22 protein-coding genes and 1 tRNA gene are annotated in these 19,778 nt (G+C 65.8%); 15 read left to right on the top strand and 8 right to left on the bottom strand.

What is annotated here, in order from left to right; all coding sequences use genetic code 11:
* The first annotated feature begins 149 nt into the window (after positions 1-149).
* From ACSC1Y_RS03925 to ACSC1Y_RS03915, 3 genes are all read left to right on the top strand, one after another.
* Positions 150-554, top strand: a complete 405-nt coding sequence (locus ACSC1Y_RS03925) for a DUF5820 family protein (RefSeq protein WP_435333382.1) — start codon at positions 150-152, stop codon at positions 552-554.
* Between the two features lie 94 nt (positions 555-648).
* Complete coding sequence (locus tag ACSC1Y_RS03920; protein ID WP_435333381.1) at positions 649-801, top strand: hypothetical protein; 153 nt, start codon at positions 649-651, stop codon at positions 799-801.
* Positions 802-872: 71 nt separating this feature from the next.
* Positions 873-1,880, top strand: coding sequence for a sodium:calcium antiporter (locus ACSC1Y_RS03915; RefSeq protein ID WP_435333380.1), 1,008 nt, complete (start codon positions 873-875; stop codon positions 1,878-1,880).
* A gap of 52 nt (positions 1,881-1,932) precedes the next feature.
* Here ACSC1Y_RS03915 and ACSC1Y_RS03910 read toward each other — a convergent pair whose 3' ends face one another.
* Entirely contained in the window at positions 1,933-2,910 is a 978-nt protein-coding gene (locus ACSC1Y_RS03910) for a calcium/sodium antiporter (protein ID WP_435333379.1), read from the bottom strand.
* Positions 2,911-3,053: 143 nt separating this feature from the next.
* Here ACSC1Y_RS03910 and ACSC1Y_RS03905 point away from each other — a divergent pair, with 143 nt between their 5' ends.
* The gene (locus ACSC1Y_RS03905; protein WP_435333378.1) at positions 3,054-3,503 is read left to right on the top strand and encodes a UPF0179 family protein; all 450 of its coding nucleotides are present in this window, start codon (positions 3,054-3,056) and stop codon (positions 3,501-3,503) included.
* Positions 3,500-4,321, top strand: coding sequence for a hypothetical protein (locus ACSC1Y_RS03900; RefSeq protein WP_435333377.1), 822 nt, complete (start codon positions 3,500-3,502; stop codon positions 4,319-4,321). The genes ACSC1Y_RS03905 and ACSC1Y_RS03900 overlap by 4 nt, the downstream gene beginning before the upstream one ends.
* Before the next feature lie 96 nt (positions 4,322-4,417).
* On the opposite strand, the gene ACSC1Y_RS03895 is transcribed toward ACSC1Y_RS03900, so the two are convergent.
* Entirely contained in the window at positions 4,418-5,200 is a 783-nt protein-coding gene (locus ACSC1Y_RS03895) for a M14 family metallopeptidase (RefSeq protein WP_435333376.1), read from the bottom strand.
* A 114-nt stretch (positions 5,201-5,314) separates the two neighbouring features.
* Between ACSC1Y_RS03895 and ACSC1Y_RS03890 the strand changes: the two genes are divergently transcribed.
* Entirely contained in the window at positions 5,315-6,043 is a 729-nt protein-coding gene (locus tag ACSC1Y_RS03890) for a DICT sensory domain-containing protein (RefSeq protein WP_435333375.1), read from the top strand.
* A 156-nt stretch (positions 6,044-6,199) separates the two neighbouring features.
* Positions 6,200-9,271, top strand: a complete 3,072-nt coding sequence (locus tag ACSC1Y_RS03885) for a G8 domain-containing protein (protein ID WP_435333374.1) — start codon at positions 6,200-6,202, stop codon at positions 9,269-9,271.
* A 33-nt stretch (positions 9,272-9,304) separates the two neighbouring features.
* Here ACSC1Y_RS03885 and ACSC1Y_RS03880 read toward each other — a convergent pair whose 3' ends face one another.
* Positions 9,305-9,799 carry a DUF309 domain-containing protein gene (locus ACSC1Y_RS03880; protein WP_435333373.1) on the bottom strand — a complete coding sequence of 165 codons (495 nt, stop codon included), beginning with the start codon at positions 9,797-9,799 and terminating at the stop codon, positions 9,305-9,307.
* A gap of 123 nt (positions 9,800-9,922) precedes the next feature.
* Here ACSC1Y_RS03880 and ACSC1Y_RS03875 point away from each other — a divergent pair, with 123 nt between their 5' ends.
* The 6 genes from ACSC1Y_RS03875 (at position 9,923) to ACSC1Y_RS03850 (ending at position 14,824) form a co-directional block, all read left to right on the top strand.
* Positions 9,923-10,483: a 2'-5' RNA ligase family protein gene (locus tag ACSC1Y_RS03875; protein WP_435333372.1), complete on the top strand. Its 561-nt coding sequence runs from the start codon at positions 9,923-9,925 to the stop codon at positions 10,481-10,483.
* A gap of 95 nt (positions 10,484-10,578) precedes the next feature.
* Positions 10,579-10,662: transfer RNA gene (locus ACSC1Y_RS03870), tRNA-Leu, on the top strand.
* A 571-nt stretch (positions 10,663-11,233) separates the two neighbouring features.
* The gene (locus ACSC1Y_RS03865) at positions 11,234-12,151 is read left to right on the top strand and encodes a hypothetical protein (RefSeq protein WP_435333371.1); all 918 of its coding nucleotides are present in this window, start codon (positions 11,234-11,236) and stop codon (positions 12,149-12,151) included.
* Positions 12,152-12,326: 175 nt separating this feature from the next.
* Entirely contained in the window at positions 12,327-13,133 is an 807-nt protein-coding gene (locus ACSC1Y_RS03860) for an inositol monophosphatase family protein (RefSeq protein WP_435333370.1), read from the top strand.
* 41 nt (positions 13,134-13,174) lie between these two features.
* The gene (locus tag ACSC1Y_RS03855; RefSeq protein ID WP_435333369.1) at positions 13,175-13,624 is read left to right on the top strand and encodes an Lrp/AsnC family transcriptional regulator; all 450 of its coding nucleotides are present in this window, start codon (positions 13,175-13,177) and stop codon (positions 13,622-13,624) included.
* Between the two features lie 78 nt (positions 13,625-13,702).
* Positions 13,703-14,824, top strand: coding sequence for a DUF63 family protein (locus ACSC1Y_RS03850; protein ID WP_435333368.1), 1,122 nt, complete (start codon positions 13,703-13,705; stop codon positions 14,822-14,824).
* 295 nt (positions 14,825-15,119) lie between these two features.
* Here the strand turns inward: ACSC1Y_RS03850 and ACSC1Y_RS03845 are convergent, their stop codons facing one another.
* The 3 genes from ACSC1Y_RS03845 to ACSC1Y_RS03835 form a co-directional block, all read right to left on the bottom strand.
* On the bottom strand, positions 15,120-15,329 hold the full coding sequence (locus tag ACSC1Y_RS03845) for a DUF7479 domain-containing protein (RefSeq protein ID WP_435333367.1): 210 nt from the start codon (positions 15,327-15,329) through the stop codon (positions 15,120-15,122).
* A gap of 152 nt (positions 15,330-15,481) precedes the next feature.
* Complete coding sequence (locus ACSC1Y_RS03840) at positions 15,482-17,182, bottom strand: YcaO-like family protein (protein ID WP_435333365.1); 1,701 nt, start codon at positions 17,180-17,182, stop codon at positions 15,482-15,484.
* 62 nt (positions 17,183-17,244) lie between these two features.
* Positions 17,245-17,391 (bottom strand): DUF8555 family protein, encoded by a 147-nt coding sequence (locus tag ACSC1Y_RS03835; RefSeq protein WP_435333364.1) that lies wholly within the window; start codon positions 17,389-17,391, stop codon positions 17,245-17,247.
* A 104-nt stretch (positions 17,392-17,495) separates the two neighbouring features.
* Here ACSC1Y_RS03835 and ACSC1Y_RS03830 point away from each other — a divergent pair, with 104 nt between their 5' ends.
* Positions 17,496-17,834: a cupin domain-containing protein gene (locus ACSC1Y_RS03830; protein WP_435333363.1), complete on the top strand. Its 339-nt coding sequence runs from the start codon at positions 17,496-17,498 to the stop codon at positions 17,832-17,834.
* An 82-nt stretch (positions 17,835-17,916) separates the two neighbouring features.
* The gene (locus ACSC1Y_RS03825) at positions 17,917-18,516 is read left to right on the top strand and encodes an MBL fold metallo-hydrolase (RefSeq protein WP_435333362.1); all 600 of its coding nucleotides are present in this window, start codon (positions 17,917-17,919) and stop codon (positions 18,514-18,516) included.
* 21 nt (positions 18,517-18,537) lie between these two features.
* Here the strand turns inward: ACSC1Y_RS03825 and ACSC1Y_RS03820 are convergent, their stop codons facing one another.
* Both ACSC1Y_RS03820 and sod read right to left on the bottom strand, forming a co-directional pair.
* A complete protein-coding gene (locus ACSC1Y_RS03820) occupies positions 18,538-18,819 on the bottom strand; it encodes a DUF5827 family protein (protein WP_435333361.1) in 282 nt (93 codons plus the stop codon).
* Positions 18,820-19,163: 344 nt separating this feature from the next.
* Positions 19,164-19,775, bottom strand: a complete 612-nt coding sequence (gene sod / locus ACSC1Y_RS03815; protein WP_435333360.1) for a superoxide dismutase [Mn] — start codon at positions 19,773-19,775, stop codon at positions 19,164-19,166.
* Between the last annotated feature and the right edge of the window lie 3 nt (positions 19,776-19,778).

Raw genomic sequence — 19,778 nt, 5'->3', positions numbered from 1 at the left:
CTCAATTTAAGGGAATCGATTTCAATCCGTGAAACCGGAACACGCCACTTACTCCGCGGTGCGTTACGCACCCATGCCTTATATTCCGTCCCCGTGACAGACCGTGGTCGAACCGAGAACCATTAGGGCTCGTCTCGCCAACCACAACTATGTCCGATATCGAGGAGCTCCCGGACGGGTGGGTCGTCTGGAACGACGAACCCGACGGGCCGTGCATCCTCGCCTACCGGCCCGACGTGTTCGACTCGCAGGACTATCCGGCCGAGTGCCTCCCGACGCTGTACCTCACTCGGGGGCGGCGCAACCACCGCCGACCGGGCGTCTCGCGCGAGGACGCCGTCTCGGGCGACTGGTTCGTCACGCTCTATCTCGAACCGCAGGTTCAGCTGCAGGAGACACACCGGTTCGGCAGCCGTGAAGAGGGAGTCGAGGGTGCCATCGAGCTCGCCCGTCGATTCGCCGCCGGCGAGATCGACCCGAACGACGTCTACCAGCTTCCCCGGGAGGCCTACATCGAGAAACTGCACGAGCTGACGGGCCGAGACGGTGAGTGACCGTGAGCGCCTGACCCCTGCGACGGCTGAATCGGGCGATACACGTTCGGACAATCTTTTCGGGCGACGAGTCTCACAATCCATCCTGTAACCGATGATTACGGACGAGTCAGACACACTCCCCGATTCGAAACATCACTCCTCTCACGGTGTGCCGGCCGTCGGCTCGGTCATTCAGGACCGGTTCGAGACCCACGAGGTGTTCCAGCGCATCGTCGTCGCCTCCGAGAAGAGTGACGATGAATGAGGGAACCGCGGCTGACGTTCAGGTACGCACGACGACGCTACCACCAGAGACACCATCGGGGGCTGGGCGCCATGAATAGTCTCTTCGTCTGGCTCGGCGTCGCGGTCGTGTCGACGGGTGTCATCTGGAAGGGGAGCGACCTGCTGGAGCGCGCGGCGGAACGGCTCAGTCGGTACTACGGACTCCCTGTCGCGGTCCACGGCGCGGTCGTCGTGGCCGTCGGGTCGAGTTTCCCGGAACTCAGCTCCGTCGTCGTCAGCACGGCGGTCCACGGCGAGTTCTCGCTGGGACTCGGCGCCATCGTCGGGAGCGCAGTCTTCAACCTGCTCGTCATCCCGGCACTGGCCGCTGTCCGGAGTGACTCCCTGGAGACGACCCGCGACATCGTCCACAAGGACGCCCAGTTCTACATCATCAGTATCCTGCTGCTCTTCCTGGTGTTCGCACTGGGTGCGACGTACGTTCCCGGCGGCACGAATCAGGCGGCGATCGTGACGCCGCCGCTCGCCGTACTGCTGCTTCTGACCTACGGCGTATACGTCTTCCTTCACCAGCAGGACACGAGCGAACACACGCCGACAGCCACGGTCGACGTCGACCCGCCACGAGAGTGGGGACGCCTCCTGGTGTCACTCGTCGTCATCGCCGTGGGCGTCGAGGGAATCGTCAGGGCCGCACTGGAGTTCGGAACGATATTCGGGACGCCGAGTTTCCTCTGGGGCCTGACAGTCATCGCAATCGGGACGAGTCTCCCGGACGCGTTCGTCAGCATCCGGGCGGCCGCGAACGACGACAGCATCACTAGCCTGACAAACGTCCTGGGGAGCAACACGTTCAACCTCCTGGTCGCACTGCCGGTCGGCGTCCTCATCGCCGGGTCGGCGACCATCGACTTTCTCGTCGCCGTCCCGTTGCTCGGGTACCTGACGGGCGCCACGCTGGTGTTCATCGTGTTCACCAGGACGGGCCTCCACCTCACCGACAAGGAGGCGTACCTGCTCCTCGTGCTCTACGTCGTCTTCCTCTGCTGGGTCGGTCTGGAGACCGTCGGACACGTCGATATCGTCCGCGGGCTCTAGTGGCCCGCCACCTGCCAGGGGAACGGTCACCAGTTCTGCCTCAGCGACGCTATCAGACCAGCCCGACGAGTCCCAGCGCCCACCGGGCGACCTCGGCGGTGGCGAAGAAGGCACCTTCCAGGCGAGACAGCACCCTGTCGGTCCAGAGTGCGGCGACCACCAGGAGCACGATGCCGACCAGCCAGGCCAGCGTCGTCAGTGCCGACCCGCTCACGGTGAGTGGTCGAACGACCGCAGCGAGGCCCATGATACCCGTGATGTTGAGGATGTTGCTGCCGACGACGTTCCCGACCGAGACCCCGAGACTCCGCTGCTTGACCGCAACCAGTGAGACGGCGAGTTCCGGCGTCGAGGTCCCCGCCGCGACGATGGTCCCGCCGATGACCCACTCGGAGATACCGGCACCGCGAGCCAGCTCCGAGGCAGCAAGCACCATCGCGTCACCACTCACGAGCACCAGTGCGAGACCGGCCACGAGGAACACGCCGTCTCGACCCGGGAAGGAGAACCGTTCGGTCGCCGACCGGGTGACGCCTCCATCACCGAGTTCTCGCTCCGAGGCCGACTCAGTCTGCTCGCGGCCGAGGATGTAGGCCGTGTAGCCGACGAAGAAGCCGACCAGCAGGAGCCCTTCGAGCCGCGAGATGTGACGGTCGAGCAGAACGACGCCCGCTACGAGCGTACTCGCCAACAGGGCGACGCCGTCACGCTGGAGGACGGAGTCCGCGATCGGAATCGCTCGGGACATGGAGATGACACCCAGCACGAACGCCAGGTTGTAGATGTTCGAGCCGAGGACGTTCGCGACCGCGATGTCACCGGTCCCCACGAGGGCGGCGTCGACCGAGACGACGAGCTCCGGTATCGACGTTCCGACCGCGACGATGGTCAGCCCGATGGTGAGTTCCGAGAGGCCGAATCGCTGGGCCGCCCGGACGGCAGCATCGACGAGCAGTCGTGCACCGACCCAGAGGCCGAGCACCGAGAGGAGTATCACACCGACCTGAACGACGGGTCCACCCTGAACCATTCTACATGTGTCGTACTGGGCGCTCCCGGAAAAACCGGGTGCCAAGCCGGAGTCGGCTGACTGGGCTCTCGAAGCGGATTCCCGGAACAGTCGACCGGAACCGACGGGAAGGGCTTAACCGCGGGGGTGCTGTACCAGGCGACATGACCAAGGTCACGCTCATCGGTGCTCGACTCGCCGAGCCGGGCCAGCAGTTCGTCTATCACGGCGAGTCGAGCCTGTGCGAGGGCTGCCCCTACCGGGCACAATGTCTCAACCTCACGGAGGGCGTCAAGTACCAGGTGACCGACCTGCGCGAGAACGCGCAGACGCTCGAGTGTGCCGTCCACGACGAGGGCGTCCGGGCCGTCGAAGTGGAGACGGCACCCGTGCGGGCGAACATCCCCTCCCAACACGCCTACGGCGGGAGCAAGGTGAAACTCGCCGGACCGTGTCCCCATACGGAGTGTCCGAGCCACGAGTTCTGCGTCCCCGACGGGGCAGAGTTCGACACCGAGTACCGGATCGACGACGTGGTCGGTGACCCACCCCACGACTACTGTCACCTCGACCGCGAACTGACCCTCGTCGAGTTCGCTCGTTCCGACGAATGACCGGTGAGCCCGCGGAGGAGACACCGCCTTCGAGCGAGGAACCCCCCGCTTCAGGCGAGCAGACGTCATCCTCCGGCGGACCGACGCCACCCGAGGCCGTGCTCTCGGCGGGCCTCGACCCGCTCCTGGACCTCGCCCGGAAGGGGACGGCCGCCGTCGGCCTCCCCGACCCGTCGACGCTCGCGAACGACGTGCTCGCGATGCCGCCATCGGAGCGCTTCCGGGAGTCGGCCTCGCGCTACGCGGGACGCTTCGGCCTCGGCGGACTGACCGACCCGGCGTCACTGGACGCGCTGGGGACCGACCTTCCGGTCGACGCACCCGTCCAGGTCGGCGTGAAGACGGTCGTGAGGAACGCCGGGACGTGGCAGGGACGACTGCTGGCTCAGTTGCTGGCAGACCCGGACGACCCCGGGCCCTACCTCGCGCTGGTGGTCCTGCTCGAGCGACTGGAGCGCGCCGCGCTGGCGGTCCAGTCGACCCGCGAGACGGGTGAAGGCGACCTCGCTCACTCGCTCTCTATCGTCCTCGCGGTCGTCGCGCGGCTCGTCACACTCACGGAGTCGGATGCGACCGTCGACGACGCGGTCTACCGCGACGCACTGCTCGCGAGCTACCACCTCGAGGCGGCCCAGGGCTCGCCGCCGGCGACGGAACCGCAGTCGAAGAGCGACGACGAGGTCCGCGAGATAGTCAGGCTGCAGGGGGCGCTCCTGGCGTACAGCACGTTCGACAGACCAGCGGACGAGGTCGCGTCGCTGACGGGCGTCCCGGTCGCGCAGCTGCTCGCGGCTATCGACAGACGGTTCGACGGGTAGAGAGGACGACCTGTACCGAGACGGGTCGACGAGTAGAGAGGACGACCTGTACCGAGACGGGTCGACGAGTAGAGAGGGGTCTCAGCAACCCGCCGCTCAGTCCACGACGCCTATCCTCTCGGCGGAGTAGCCGAAGACGTCCTCGTAGCCGTACGGCGACATCAGCACGGGGTAGAACGAGACCTCCGCGACCTCTTCTCGGCCGTCGGCCGCGGCGAAGGGCTCGCCCGCGTCGACGCGCTGGAAGTTCGGGACGAACACCTCGTACTCCTCGGCGGTCCCCTTCGGAACGCGCTCGACGAGCCTGAACACGGGGACCGACGACGGGGTCTGCTCGCCAGGAAGCACGCCCGTCGCGGTGAGGAACGCCCGGACGAGCTGGTAGCCGTTCTCTGCCGCCTCGTCGCTACCCTGGAGGCCGCACTCGACCTCGACCACCTCGGAGACGGCGTTGAACATCCGTCCCTCGACGTACGCGCCGGTCTCGACGACCGCTTCGATGGGAAGTCGTGGACAGACGGTCTCGACGACCTCGTCGACCCCGTCGACGACCGCGAACGGGTCGGCGTGCGACTGGGTCGAATGCAATGCGAGGGTCCGACAGCCGGCGAGCTCCTCGGTCAGCTCTGCGGCCAGCCGTTCCTCGTGCGTATCACCGTCCGGGTCGCCGGGGAACGAGCGGTTCAGGTCCGATTCGAGGTAGCGCTCCCCCCGGGCGAGTGCCTCCTCGTTGGCGACGACGAACTTCACCGGTCGTTGCACCTCGGGCGCCTCGTCCAGCACCCGTTCGACCGCGTCGACGCCACAGGGCTCGTCTCCGTGGACCGCGGCAACGACCGCGACGGCGGGCTCACCATCTCCCAACACTGTGACCTTCATCGAGACGACCGTAATCGAAGCGAACACGAAAACCATTCGGACTGTGTTCGGAGTCTCGAATTCCCAGACCAACTGCTATCCGGTTCAGTGACCTATCGTACAACAGGAGCGGCGATGACCCTCCACGACATCTTACGACAGCTTCGTTCCCGCAAGAAGACCGTCGCTGTTCACGCACCCGAACCCATCCCTGGATTAGCCGAGGCGTTCGACACGTGGAACGTGTCGGTAGTTCACCAACCACTCCCGGACGACGGGACCGTCGGCTACGTGGTCGTCAGTGACGAGTCGGGCGACCTCGGTCGCGTGGGGCTCGCCGCGGTCGGACACCTCGTCGCCCCGTCACCGTCGGCGAAGCTCCCCCTCGAACACGAGGAGGAATCGTTCGAAGGGTTGCTCGGCCTGCTCGACGACACCGTATTCACGTCGCTCGACAAGCGCCAGCTCCTCGCCGCCGCACGCGAGATAGAGGACAGAGCCTGGCGAATCGGCGTCGGTGAACTTCACACTGGGTTCCAGTCGCTGGATGCGATGGAAGCCCAGGTCCGCGTCTACTCGCAGCTCGGGAGCCGCCCCGAGCTGGAGGTCCACGTCTACGGAAAGCCCGGCTGGAACCCGCCGGACCTGACCGGCGTCTGGGTGTACCCCGTGGACTCTGAGGAGATCGGCCAGTACTGGTTCGTGGCGTACGATGGCGGTGGTGACGACGAGAACGCGTGTGCCCTGCTCGCGCGGCAGACCGACTCGGGGAAGTTCGAAGGGTTCTGGACGTACGACCCGGTGGTCGTCGACGGCCTCGTCGACTACGTCAGGGAGACGTACGGGATGGGAAGGGGCCGGTGACCGCCGCCGGTTCTCTATCGGATTCGTGAAAGACTGCCTGAATATCATTTTTATAACGGGAGATTGAGATGTCGAACGATGCAGTAGTCGACCGAGGTTTCACCGCCACGGATGGTGGGGTGGAGTCCGGTCCGACGACCCACGGAGCAAGAGACGATGTCGAAAGAACACGAGACAGGTGGAATCGACCCGACGGCGGGAGAACGTGGGGACGGGATGGGGCGAATCGAATCGGCACTGTCGGAGCTGGAACCTCGGGTCTCGACGGCGACCGACCGGGTGCGCGAGGAGGGGCCCAGCAGACGGGCCGTTCTCTCACTGCTCGGCGCCGGGGCGGTCGGCGCGGGCTTCGGGAAGTTCGGCGTCGCGGGACTGACCGACGTCGTATCCGGCGGGGTGACGGTCCCGCCGCCGGGACCTGGGGCGAGTCCGCCCGGACACCACGACCACAGCGCCGTCATGAACCTCGTGCCCGAGTCCGAGGTGACCCACCGGGCGAAACGGGACGGCCCGTGGCACGAGGCGAGCACCTGGGACGGAGAGGTCCCGGACGACTTCGCACGGGTGCAGATTCCGGCTGACGTGACGGTCACGCTCGAGGGCGGGACGACCGCCCGGCTGAAGACTCTCCGGATCGACGGTGCGCTCGCGTTCCACCCGAAGCGCGACAGCCACCTCCGGGTCGAGACGCTGGTGACGATGACCGAGAGCGTGCTACAGGTCGGGCGGGAAGGAAGCCCAATCCGCGCAGACCACGAGGCTCGCATCACGTTCGCCGACCTCGGCCCAATCGACGAGGACTGGGACCCGGAGCGGGTGAGCACGGGACTCATCGGCATGGGCGAGGTTCGCGTCGAGGGCGCGTCGAAGACGACGTGGACCGAGCTCGCGAGCCACCCGAAGCGAGGAGACAGGACGCTCTCCCTGCCGGAGCCGCCGACGAACTGGGACGAGGGCGACCGGCTGGTCGTCCCGGGGATGACGCCCCTGGTGGACGAGGACGACGAGGTGTACGTCACGCGGGTCGACGGGACGACGGTCGAACTCGACCGGACGCTGAAACACGACCACGTCCCGCCGAAGACAGACCTGCCGTCGTACGTCGTCAACATGGACCGGAACGTCCGGCTCGAGTCGGAGAGCGAGGAGATTCCGCGCCGGGGCCACACGATGTTCATGTCCCAGTCGGTCTCGGTTGGGTACGCCGCCCTCTCCGGGCTCGGCCGGACCGACAAGTCCTACGCGTTCACGAACCCGTTGCACGGCGAGCCGCCGAAGGAGGTCCCCCCGAACCCGCGGGCACGGTACGCGCTGCACTTTCACAAGACGGGCATCGACGCCGACCAACCCCACCGGGTCGAGGGCGTCGCAGTCGACGGCAGCCCCGGCTGGGGCGTCGTCAACCACCACAGCTTCGCGCACGTCACGAACTCGGTCAGCTACGACGTGTTCGGGGCGGGCTTCGTCGCCGAGGCCGGCAACGAACGCGGCTCGTTCGTCGGCAACTTCGCGCTGCGCTCGGAGGGGAGCGGCGACCTGCCCGACTCGCGAGACTTCGACTCGAGCCGCGACCGACACCGCGAGGGCGACGTCGACGACTTCGGCCACGGCGGCCACGGCTTCTGGTTCCAGGGGCCCGCGCTCACCGTCGAGGACAACGTCGCGGCCGGTCACCGCCACCACGGCTTCGTCTTCTGGAACCGGCCGCTCATCGACCGGGAGCTGCGGCCGGGTGAGGAAATCGACCACATCCGCGGGACCGTCGCCAACTTTCCGCTCGAGTTCGTCGACGAGTCCAGACTGCCGTTCCTCGTCGAGTCCGACCACGTCCACGAAGGGAAGATCTCATCGGCGTACCTCCCTCTCCGGTCGTTCCGGAACAACACGACGTTCGCCTCCGGCGGCGGTCTCGACGTTTCGCGCCACCAGTTCGGCTGGGACCACGAGCGGTTCGCCGACTACGGCGTCGTCGAGGAGTTCACCGCGTTCAACGTCGGGCCACTCGTCCGGTCGTGGGGTCACGTCGCCGACCCGGACCACGGCAACGCCGAGGGCGGCAACAACGGCATCAGCATCCGCTACAGCCACAACCTGCGGGTGAAGAACGCGCGTCTCGTCTGGGGTCGCGGGGAGGAGGTCACTCGCGAGGCGGTCGACGACGACCAGGCCGCAGAGCACCCCGAGCGACTCGAGAGCGTTGGGATCAACCGGAACACGCCGTACCCCTTCCACGTCGTCTTCGAGGACTGTGACGTCGAGGGCTTCACGACGGGTGCCCGGCCGCTCCCGCGCGGCGTCACCATCTACCGAAACTGCCGGTTCGCCAACGAACGAAACGTCTCGGTCGAGGACGGCCATCCCCACCCCTCCCGGCGAATCAAGCTCGACGGCTGTACCTTCGAACGCGGGAAGAAGGGCCACCTCTCACTCCAGCTCGACGAGCCAGACGACCGCTCCGGCGACGAGGTGTTCGACCCGGAGGGTGGCGTCGAGCTCGACGGGCGACCCGTCTACTATGACGCCCAGCGCCCCAGTCACGTCCCGATACCTGACGAGGCGACGCTCGACAGGCTCGGCCGGTCCGACCTGCGAGAGCTCGTTCCGGACACCGACCCGGCGAACCTCGTCGGCCTGACCAACCGCCGGCTCTACGACCGGTACGGCGTCGCGGTCAAGGGTCGGCCCGTCCCGGCTGACGCGACCCGGGACGAGCGCGTCGCGGGCGGCTTCCTCGGGGCGGACGGCGCGGCCGCCGGGACAGAGGCATGGTTCGAGGCGGAGGCGACCGATATCCGCGAACCGTTCACCGTCGATTCGGCCCCCAGCGCCTCCGGCGGGAAGTACGTCGTCGCCCGCGGTGTCGACGGGCACCACGAACCGCCCTCCGAAGGCCACCTCGTCTACGAGTTCGAGGCACCAGCGGGCGAGTATGACGTCTGGGCCCGTGCCCACGGCCCCACAGGGGAAGACGACTCCATCTGGCTCCGGGTCGACGGCGGCCAGTGGATACCCTGGGGCGGCATCGGTGAGCGCCGCGGCTGGGCGTGGGAACGAGCGCCAGAACCGGACACCGACGACTGGCACGACCACCGAACGTTCTCGCTCTCGGGTGGAACGCACACGCTCACCGTCGGCTTCCGCGAGGACGACACTCGACTCGACCGGCTGTTCGTCACCGGGGACGGGCGGACACCAATCGGTTACGGCGACGGAGCTGGCGGAGAGTAGCGACCCTCTGGGGCTTCCGCATCTGGTGCAGAATCAGGGCCCGTGTTCGGTCTCTTCCGCGTAGGCGTAATCCGCCTCGGTCGCCTCCGGAATCGCCCCGTCGAGGCGGATCTGCCAACCGTGGAGTTCGGTCGGGTCGTTCAGTGCATTGGTCAGTTTCGTCCGAATCTCCCGCAGGTCGACGCCGTAGAAGTCTCCCGGCAGGCCGTGGAAGTACTGGAGCGCGGTCCGGAACAGCGAGCGCATCCCGTCGTCGTTCTCGAAGTCGAAGTGCTTGTACGCGCCGGCGGCGACCTGCACCATCCCGTGGAGGAACATGCTTTCGGCCGACCCGCGGCCGTAGTTGTACCACTCGTCCTCGAAGCAGTCGTGGCTCTCGTGGAAGTCGCCGGCGTTGTAGAGGCGGACGCCGTGGACGAGTGCCCGTCTGAGCGTGTCGTGCTCCCAGCGCTCCTCGTGCGGGTGCCAGCCGGTCGGCGTCCCCGACGCCGGCGGGCCGACCGTCGGGTCGGTGGTGTGGTCGTCCATCTGGGTGGTCCTTCGGGCGCGACACGCCTCAATCCATCGTCGTCGAGACGCGAGTAACCGCCCGTGCGGTACACCATCACACCTCGCTAGACAAATATGTCGGTGGAGAACCTTCGGGGAGGTATGACGCTCGCGATACTCGCCCCACTTCCGAGGGAACAGGCCGCGGAAATCGAGGCAATCTGGGACGACCTGCGCGAGCGGTTCGGCCTGGATCACACGTCGACCATCGCTCCACACATCTCACTCCACGGAGCGGCTACCTACGGCACCGACTCCGACATCGACGATGCACTCGCGACGGTCGCTTCCAGTTTCGAGCCGTTCACCGCCCACACGGCCGGAATCGGGGTCTTCCCTGCCCCGGACCTCGTGGTCTACGCGACGGTGATTCGAGACGCAAAACTCGACTCGCTCCACGGTGAAATCGTCGACGCAGCCGCGGACCTCGCCGTCGAGCCCAATCCATACTACGAACCGGGTGCGTGGCAGCCGCACGTGACGCTCGCACACGGAGACCTGGACCGACGGTCCCTGGGGCCTGTCGTCGAGTTCCTTACCGAGCGACTGCCGCCGCTGTCGTTCGACGTGACCGAACTCGCCCTGCTGGATACCAACGAGTCCGGCGACCGCATCGTCGCGCGGTTCCCCCTGTCGAAACAGGAGCACTGGCGGACCGCGTAGCTGAACGAGTGGCCGACGGGATACAGTAGCGAATCCCCACACACGAGACGAATCACCACGGTTAAACCGGGTGGAAGCCGTACACGGAATCGCGTGCGAGGGTAGCCAAGCCTGGAAACGGCGGCGGACTCAAGATCCGCTCCTGTAGAGGTCCGCGGGTTCAAATCCTGCCCCTCGCATGACGCCCCGACCCTCGTGTCGGCGCGGAATGCGTGGCAAGACGGAGCGTCTTGCCCTCGCAATTTACTACACCCACACTCGAATAGCCTCGCCTGGAAACGGCGGCGGACTCAAGATCCGCTCCTGTAGAGGTGCCGCGAACGAACGTGAGCGGCAGCTCGGGAGGCGGTCGAGCGAGCGAAGCGAGTGAGTCCGTCTCCCGGTGGTCCGCGGGTTCAAATCCTGCCCCTCGCATGTCTGGCGCGAACGGCAGTGAGCGCCGAGATGCGAAAAGGGAGGTTTGAATCAGGGAGCAGCTCGCTGCGACCGTGGTTCAAATCCTGCCCCTCGCATGACGCCCCGACCCTCGAGTCGGCGCGGAATGCGTGGCAAGACGGAGCGTCTTGCCCTCCAAAACATCTCTCAGGGTATATTCGACCAGCCACGACTTCAAACAGCGACAGAGTCGAGGTGTGGTCCTGAATAGGCGCTGTACACGAATGTGAGTACCAGCCAGGGAATCCTATAGGAACTCGCTCGTGTACGGTAACTCTCTGTATTTTCTCTCAGGTAACGTACTTACTACACAGTATGGCAGATAGCAATAAAGTGGGAACCAGATACAGTAGTAGTGAATCCCGCAGGAAATATCTTAAAAATTTCACAATTGCCACCAGTATCGCCGCGAGTCCGGTTGTGGGACGAGTCGTCGCGGCGAACGACCTCTCCGGGGTATACGAGGCGAACGATGAAGCTCTCTACTATGTGACGCAGGTCGGTGACCGAATCTACTGGGCCGGCGAAGCTACGAAACCGTCCACCCGATTCGGTCGTGGATGTTCGATGATCCCGTTCGCGAACGTCCTCGTCGGGAGCGTTTCGAACAGGGGAGCTACCATCAACGCCGGCTGGAGCGACGTACCGAAAGGGTTCATCCAGGGACAGGGTTCGATGACACTTCGGGCAAGAGGCCGACGTCTTTCACGTGACTCGCCGAGCGTCGGAAGCGGATTCGGTGGGAGCCGCTGGAGAAGGCTCAGAAAACGGACCTGGGACCGTCGCCGCACCCGTCTCGAGCGCGGAGAGACGGTGGACGGAGTTCGGTTGACTGACATCGACGCTGATTCACGGGCATCCGCACGGTGGACACGTGCGCAGTTCGACTGGGAGATCCCCGACCGGATAACCGGAACCTGGAGAGGAGACGACGGTGGGACGTACTACATCCGCCAGATGCGCACGAACATTAACGAGTTCGGACCGAACTCTGCCACCGTGGTCTGGTTCGGTGAACGTGACCTCGACTGGTCGAACGTCTTCTGGGGAAGACTCCAGGAGGGCGAGCGCACGATTTCGGGCACCTGGGTCGACGTCCCCAAAGGGCGCGCAACCGGGCGCGGCACGCTCGAACTGGAGATACAGTCCGATGTGACGCTCAACCGCACCGGTGTCACTGGTGGATTCGGCGGTCGCCGGTGGAACAGGGTGATCGACAACACCTGTGCGTAGGTCTACTCAGAAGAACCACGCCGCGGAGGGTGAATCAGTCTCTCATCTCTCCGTTTTGGCACCGGTGTCGGTACGGAACCCTAACGAGGGTGATTTCCTCTCGGTAGGACCAGAACTCGGCTCGACCCTTCCAGAAACCGATGACTATTTTCCTACAGGTCTCGCGGAGAGAATTATGAGCGAATACGCAGCCCGGGTCCGCGTCGCCGAGGCGGCGGCACGGGCGGGGTCGGCGGTGGCGGCGTCGCAGTTCCGGACCGACATCGACGTCGAACACAAAGACGGCAAGACGGACGTCGTCACGCAGGCCGACCGGGAGGCCCAGCGGGCCGTCGTCGACCACGTCCAGCAGCACTTTCCGGACGACGCCATCGTCGGAGAGGAGGACGACGAGCTGAAGACCGTCCCCGATTCGGGGGGAGCGTGGGTCGTCGACCCCATCGACGGGACGAACAACTACGTCCGCGACCTGCCCGTCTGGGCGACCGCGGTCGCGGCCGTGGTCGACGGCGAACCGGTGGCGGCGGCGACGGCGATGCCGGCGCTGGACGACCACTACGTCGCTGGCGAAGACGGCGCGTTCCTGAACGGGAGTCGGTTGTCGGTGAGCGACGAGTCGGACACGGACCGGTTCGCGGTCTGTCCGACCATCTGGTGGGACTTCGACCGTCGAGACGAGTACGCCGCGGCCTGCGAGGAGATCGTGCGGCGGTTCGGCGACCTGCGCCGGTTCGGCTGTGCACAGGCGGTGCTGGGGATGGTCGCGTCTGGCTCGCTCGAGGCGACGTTCACGAACGTCGTCCCGAACCCGTGGGACACCGTGGGTGGTGTCCACCTCGTCAGGCAAGCGGGTGGGACCGTGACCGACCTAGAGGGCGAGCGCTGGCGGCACGACAGCCGCGGGCTGGTCGCCTCGAACGGACGGGCCCACGAAGAAGTACTGTCGGCGGCCCGGGCAGTCGAGGCCGAGCGGACGAAGTGAGAGGACCGGTTCTTATGCTCTAGCGGTGTCTGTGCTCGCGCATGGACCTCGACGAGACGGACCGTCAGATTCTCCGAATCTTACAGGAGAACGCGCGGACGACGTTCAGCGAGATCGCACGACGCATCGAGATGTCGAGTGCGACCGTGCACGACCGGGTCGGCCGGCTGGAAGACGCGGGCATCATCCAGGGCTACCACGCGAAGCTCGACCCGAAGGCGGTCGGTTACGGTATCTCGGCTATAATCGGCCTCCGTGTCGAACAAGGTCGGGAGAAGGACACGCTCCAGCGCCTACAGGACATCGAGGGCGTCCAGGAGGTCCACCTCACGACCGGTGAGTGGGACGTGATGGCGCGTGTTTTCGCCGACGACGCCGACGCCCTCCGTGAACTGATGTTCGACCGAATCGCCCAGATGGACGGCTTCGCGCGGTCGCAGACGATGGTCATCCTGGGCACGCCGCACGAGTCCGAAGAGCTTCCAATATAAGGTGATGAAGCGACCGGGACGGTATCGGCGGCGCACGAGACCAGAAGGGTAATGCCGAATCGCACCGGCCGTGGGGATATGAGCGACGTCATCGACCGCATCGGCATCGGTCGCGCGTGGGCCGCGACGGTGTCACTGCTGGTCGTCGTTTTCGGACTCGGGTCGATACTGTTCCGCAAGGAGGTGTACGCGAACTTCGTCTGGCACTACTTCTGGGGGCCAGTGTACGCCGACGCGAAGGGCTGGAGCTGTGCGGCATGGGCGAACGGTGAGCAGCTCCAGCCACAGAACTGTGGGAGCGTTCCCGCCGAGCTGGGACCGGTCGCAGAGCCGGGCTACACGGTCGTCTCCGAGATCGGCTACGCCATCATCCTGCTGGTGATGCTCGTCGGCGTGGCGCTATTGCTCCGGAAGCTACAGGTCCAGCGGTTCCGGGCCATGTTCTACGGCCTGTTCCCGTTCATGTTCTTCGGCGGTGCGTTGCGCGTCGTCGAGGACGTGAACAACGCCGCGGAGGGAGCCGGCGGCGCACCCATCTTCGGCTACCCGGTCAACACGCTGTTCATCAGTCCGATAATCTACTTCACCGTCTTCTTCGTCGCACTGGCCTCGCTGGTGCTCGCTGTCTACCTTTCGGACACGCTACTCGACTACGAGTTCGAGTACCCGCTGTTCGCCATCGGGAGTCTCATCCTGCTCTCGACGCTGGCCTATCTCGGCTACGCGTCACTGACCGAGGAGTACGTCCACTTCTACCCGCAGGTGACTGTCGTGGTTCTGGCGGGAGCGACCCTTTCGGCGGGCATCACCTGGTACCTCATCGAACGCTTCGCACCACACTACAACGCGGGAACGGGGGCGATGGGGATGGTCATCCTCTGGGCGCACGCCGTCGACGGCGTGGCGAACGTGGTTGGCCTGGACTGGATGCCGCTGCTCACGGGGCAGAGCAACCTCGTCGGCAAGCATCCGGTGAACCGATTCATCGTAGACGTCGCCGGGAAGTGGCTCCCGGACGCCCTCGACGCGTTCCCGTTCCTGCTGGTGAAGCTGGTCGCGGCGACGTTCGTCATCGCGGTCTTCGACGAGGAGGTGTTCGACGATAGTCCCCGCTTTACCATCATGCTACTCGTCGCCATCGTCGCGGTCGGACTCGGTCCAGGCACGCGTGACATGCTCAGAGCGACGTTCTACGTCTGAACCTGGAGCGGATTCTTCTACAGCGCGTCCAGTGTGGAACCACCCGAATACCGGTTGCCGCAGGTGACGCACTCGGCAACGATCCTCCGCTCGCCAGCAGACCCTTCACCGTCGGCAGCAGGAACCGCAGTCAGCGCCAGTGAGCCGCTGCAGGACTCACAGACGAGTTCGAACTCAGATACGCCGCACTCTCGGTGGTGTTGGTTGTCCATCATGGTCGCGAACCTCACCCAGAAAGTATGGCAATGAGTAACATATACTTTGGTCCCTAACCGGACCTCCCGTGGACTCGACGTCAGTTGCTCAACTCGGTGAGTGTCTGTCGAGGGAAGTACCGCCCGCCACAGCCTCGACACTCCGCGACGACGACCGGTCGGTCGACGGTGACCGGCGTCCGGAGCCGCTCACCGGGTAACTCACGTCTCACGAGCGAGCCGCCGCACGTCGCACATGGAAGTTCGAACTCGGATACACCTGCCTGCCGGTCACTGCGTAGCTCACTCATGTTCTTTTGTGACACACCAACACATACCAGGGGGACAATACCAATAAATCTACGGTATCTTCCGGCATCCCTGACCATCTCTCGACCATCACCGCCTGTTGCAGGAGACGGTTGGGTCGTGGCGGGGATGAGTGGACGCGTATGGAACTAGCCTACGGATATGGGTGGTGGCGCCGGTTCAGCCGGGGGTCGAACCCGAGGTCCTCCGGAACGGACGCAGCACGCTCTCCGAACGCCGGGTCGTCGGTAAACAGCGGTTGCGCCCCGGGCACGAGCACGCGGACCGCTTCGAACCCGGCAGTCGCGACGTCGGGCGGCGTGAGCCGGACGGCGTACGGTGTCAGCCCCACGTCTGCCACGCGAGTGACGAGTTCGTCCACTGCGGCCGCACCGGTCGGCGGTTCGGTCGGGCCGACGCTCGTCGCCGGAACCGGTCCAGCAGCGTCGAGGAAGTCGGCGGCGGCAGCCGGGAAGTCGGCGAACGCAGCGATCGCCCCCGGTTCGTCGGTCGCACCGGACCGGCCCATCGACCGGAGCTCCATCCAGTTCTGGAGCGCCTCCGCGAGCGCCGAGGTGGCCGCATCGACCGGAGAGAGTGCCGCACCCGAACCCACGGCGAACCTGGGCCAGTCGCCTCCTTCTCGGTGGACCGCGACCGACACGACCGGGACGTCGACGTCCTGTGTGACCAGGAGCGCGGTCGTCTCCAGCCCTTCGGCACGTGCCCGCCTCGCGAGCGTCTCGAACGTCTCGTCCTCGACGTGGAGTTCGAGCGGTTCGAACGTCGAGTACCAGGCGAGCATCGTCGCGTCGCGTTCGACGACCTCGGTCAGCCCGGAGACGAGCGCGTCCGCCCCCGAGGACCCGAGTCCGAGTCCGGTCGTGATGGCGTTCGTGTACCGCTCCTCCGGCGGCGGGAACTGCGCCAGCTCGGCCGCGACGGGCGTCCGCTCGCCGGAGACCAGGTTCTCGCCGGGTACCCACGGAATCGGCTGGTCGGGGTCGACCGCGGGGAGTGACTCGTGTCTGACCACGTCGGCCGGCGTGACGCACTCGTCGAGCAGTCCGGGTGGCATCCGTTCGAAGTCGCTGGCCCGGTAGACCGCGGCCGAGTAACGCTCCAGCGCCTCACCGACCGCTTTCATGAAGGCCGCGTTCCAGTCGTCGTGGACGCCCGCCGCCTGTCTCGGTGCGCTCGCGTCGCTGAAGACGCTCGTCTCCGAGTTCGTCGCGAGGTAGTACGGCGCGGGAAACGACTCGACCTCGCCGATGTCGCTGACGAGGCCGACCCGTCGGTCGAGCGTCCGTTCGGCCCGTCCGACGGCTTCGTTCAGCGAGACGGTCTCGTGTTCGCGGCGGACCTCGTGGTCGCGTTCGAGACAACAGCCGGGAACGGGCAGGAACTGGCGGTCCTGGTGGGGGAGTTCGTGGACTGTTCCGGCGACGGGTTCGTCTTCGGTGCAGAACGCGACGGCCTTCCGGCCCGCGACCGCGCCGGCCAGTCTCGCCGTCGAGGCGTCGACCGACGGGTCGCCGACCTCGCTCGCGTTCGCGGCGACGCGGAGCCGGAGACAGTCGTGACAGCCGTTGCCGGGCTCGAAACCGGAGACGGCGGCCTCGACGCCGGGAATCGCCGCCCCACCGATGCCACCGAGTTCGACCGCCAGCCAGGGGCCGTCTGCCACTCGATTCGCCTTCTCGAACGGTTCCTCGCCCACCGTGCCGACCACCACGGCGAGGTCCGCCCCGGAGAGTTCCTCCGGCGAGACGGACTCGGGAGTCAGGTCCGCATCCGAGAGGGCCTCCGTGACGGCCTCGGCCGCGGGACCGTTCCCTGCGATACGTAGATCCATGCAGAGGGCTGTTCGTGGACGGGAGAAAAGTGCGGCGCTCCGTCGGCCGTCCGGGTCGGCAGTCAGATGTGCTCCTCTTCGAGCACCCAGCCGAGGGCCCGCTTGTAGTAGGTGAACATCTGCTTGACGCCCTCGTGTTTCATGTCTTCGTCCGCGAGCTGCTCTTTCAGGAACTCGTACTGCTCGCGAACCTCTTCTTCGTCGCGCATACCGAGACGTGCGGGCGCCTCCCGGAAGTGTGTTTCTTCCGGCAGGACGGTAGCACCCTATCGTGCCCCCGACTTTCTTCCCCTCGCCGCCCGAACCTGTACGTATGTCCTACACGATAGCCGGAACCGCGGACGTCGACTCGGTCATGGACGAGGAGTGGGGCGGGATGTGGTTCCTGCGCGACGCACTCGAGGCGGAACAGCTGGGAATCACCATCCTGGAGATGGAACCGGGCTGTAAGGGGAAAGCGCACGACCATTCGGGCGACGGACAGGAGGAGGTGTGCGTGGTCGTCGCCGGCAAAGTGGACGTCGAACTCCCCGACGAGACGGTGACGATCGAGACGGATCAGGCCATCCGCATCTCGGCCGACCAGCGACGCCAGCTCCACAACCCGTACGACGAGCCGGCGAAGCTCGTGCTGGCGGGCGCGGGTCCCTGACGAAGTTCGGGTCCGGCACCGCCGACCGGCCCGCCCTGCAGGGAACGGAACCATCAAACGCCCCGCACGAGTAGTCGCGGCCATGGAACGGAACCTCGACGTCTCGAACCTCGCCGCGGACGTACAGGCGTTCACGAGCAACGTCTTCCTGGTGGACGGGGACCGTCGCGTCCTGGTCGACGCGGGTGCGAACTTCGACGTCGTCTCGAAGCTGGAGGCGCGTGGCGGCCTCGACGCGGTCCTGATGACGCACACGCACCCCGACCACGTGGGCAACCTCGACGACGTGAAATCGGCCTTCGGTGTCGATGCGTGGGGGTTCGACACCGGCCAGCCGGGCGTCGACCACACCATCGAGGACGGCGAGACGGTGACGATCGGCGACCACGAGTACGTAGCGCTCCACACACCCGGACACAAGAACGACCACCTCTGCTTCTACTCCGACGAGGCGAAGGTGCTGTTCGCTGGCGACCTGATATTCCAGAACGGGAGTTTCGGTCGTACCGACCTCGAAGAGGGGGACCACGGAGCGCTCATCGACAGTATCGAGCGCGTGCTGGAGACGGTCGACGAGGACCTTCGTGAACTGCACGTCGGCCACGGTCCGTCGGTCACGAACGAACCGTACGGGCACGTCGAACTCGCACTCGAGATGGCGCGGTCGGCGTACCGGCGGTAGGGAGGCCCCGTCGAGCGGTGCTCACTCGGCTGCTTCCGACTCTTTCATGCCGTAATAGCCCGGCTCGTCATCGCTTCGCGGGCTGGCGACGACGAGGTCGTCTGCGTGGCGCATCACCCAGGGGATGGCCCAGTCGAGCAGGATGTCCTCTGTCTCCCGGTCTATCTCCGCGTCGGCATCGAGTCCCTGCAGCAGGCGAGCTATCTCGTAGACGGTGTACATCTGGTCGTCGTCGAGCAGTTCGTCGGGCGTGTAGAAGTCACACGGGTGGAGCTTCTCGAACTCGGACTTCGGAACGGGCATGGTGGCCGCTACGACTGGTCGGTCCCTAAACCGCACGGTCTGTGGGTCGAAGAGGGAGGAAGCGGGCCGGCCGACACCGCCGCACGGAGTAACCGGCCGTCAGGCCGTAGACAGGACACGGAATGACAGGGTGGTGGCAGGTGACAGGGTGTCTGTGTCTATCGGCACTCGTGAGTCGCGAGGAGAGGAGGATAAAAATATCGGAAATCATATATTTTGTGGGACGGACGTCAGCCGTGCACTCGGCAGGTCTCCGGAGCACTATAGAGCCGTAGCTACGCGATGCGAGTGTAGGCGTGACGACGCGTGGCCGAAAAAATCGGAGACGGTTTGCGACTCGTCGCTTACTCGAAGTGCCCGACGCACTTCTCGTACTCTTCTGCGACCTTGTCCCAGTTGAGGACGTCGAAGAAGCCCTCGACGAAGGAGCCGCGGTCCGGACCGTAGTCGTAGTAGTACGAGTGCTCCCAGACGTCGCAGGCGAGGATGGGGTGTGCGCCCCAGAGCGCGCCCTGGTCGTGCTTGTCGACCTTGACGTTGCGGAGCTGCTTGGCGACCGGGTCGTAGACGAGGAGCGCCCAGCCACCGGCGGCCGAGGCGGCTGCCTCGAACTCGCCTTTCCAGCCCTCGTAGGAGCCGAAGTCGGCCTCGATGCGGTCACGGAGGTCGCCTTCGGGCTCGCCGCCGCCGTTCGGGGACATGTTCTCCCAGAACAGCGTGTGGAGGTAGTGCCCACAGCCGTTGTGGGTGACGTTGCCCAGTGCACCGGCGGTCGACGAGTAGTCGCCGGACTCGCGGTTGTCCGCGAGTGTCTCTTCGGCCGAGTTCAGGCCGTTGACGTAGCCCTGGTGGTGCGTGTCGTGATGCCACGTGAGCACCTGCTCGGAGATCGAGGGCTCGAGTGCATCGTAGTCGTACGGAAGCGGCGGAAGTTCGGCGTTGGATTTCTCAGCCATTTG

The sequence above is a fragment of the Haloarchaeobius lipolyticus genome (assembly GCF_051208015.1).
Classification (GTDB): Archaea; Halobacteriota; Halobacteria; order Halobacteriales; family Natrialbaceae; genus Haloarchaeobius.
Note: the sequence above shows the minus strand (reverse complement) of the source record. Positions and strands in the feature narration are given on the sequence as shown.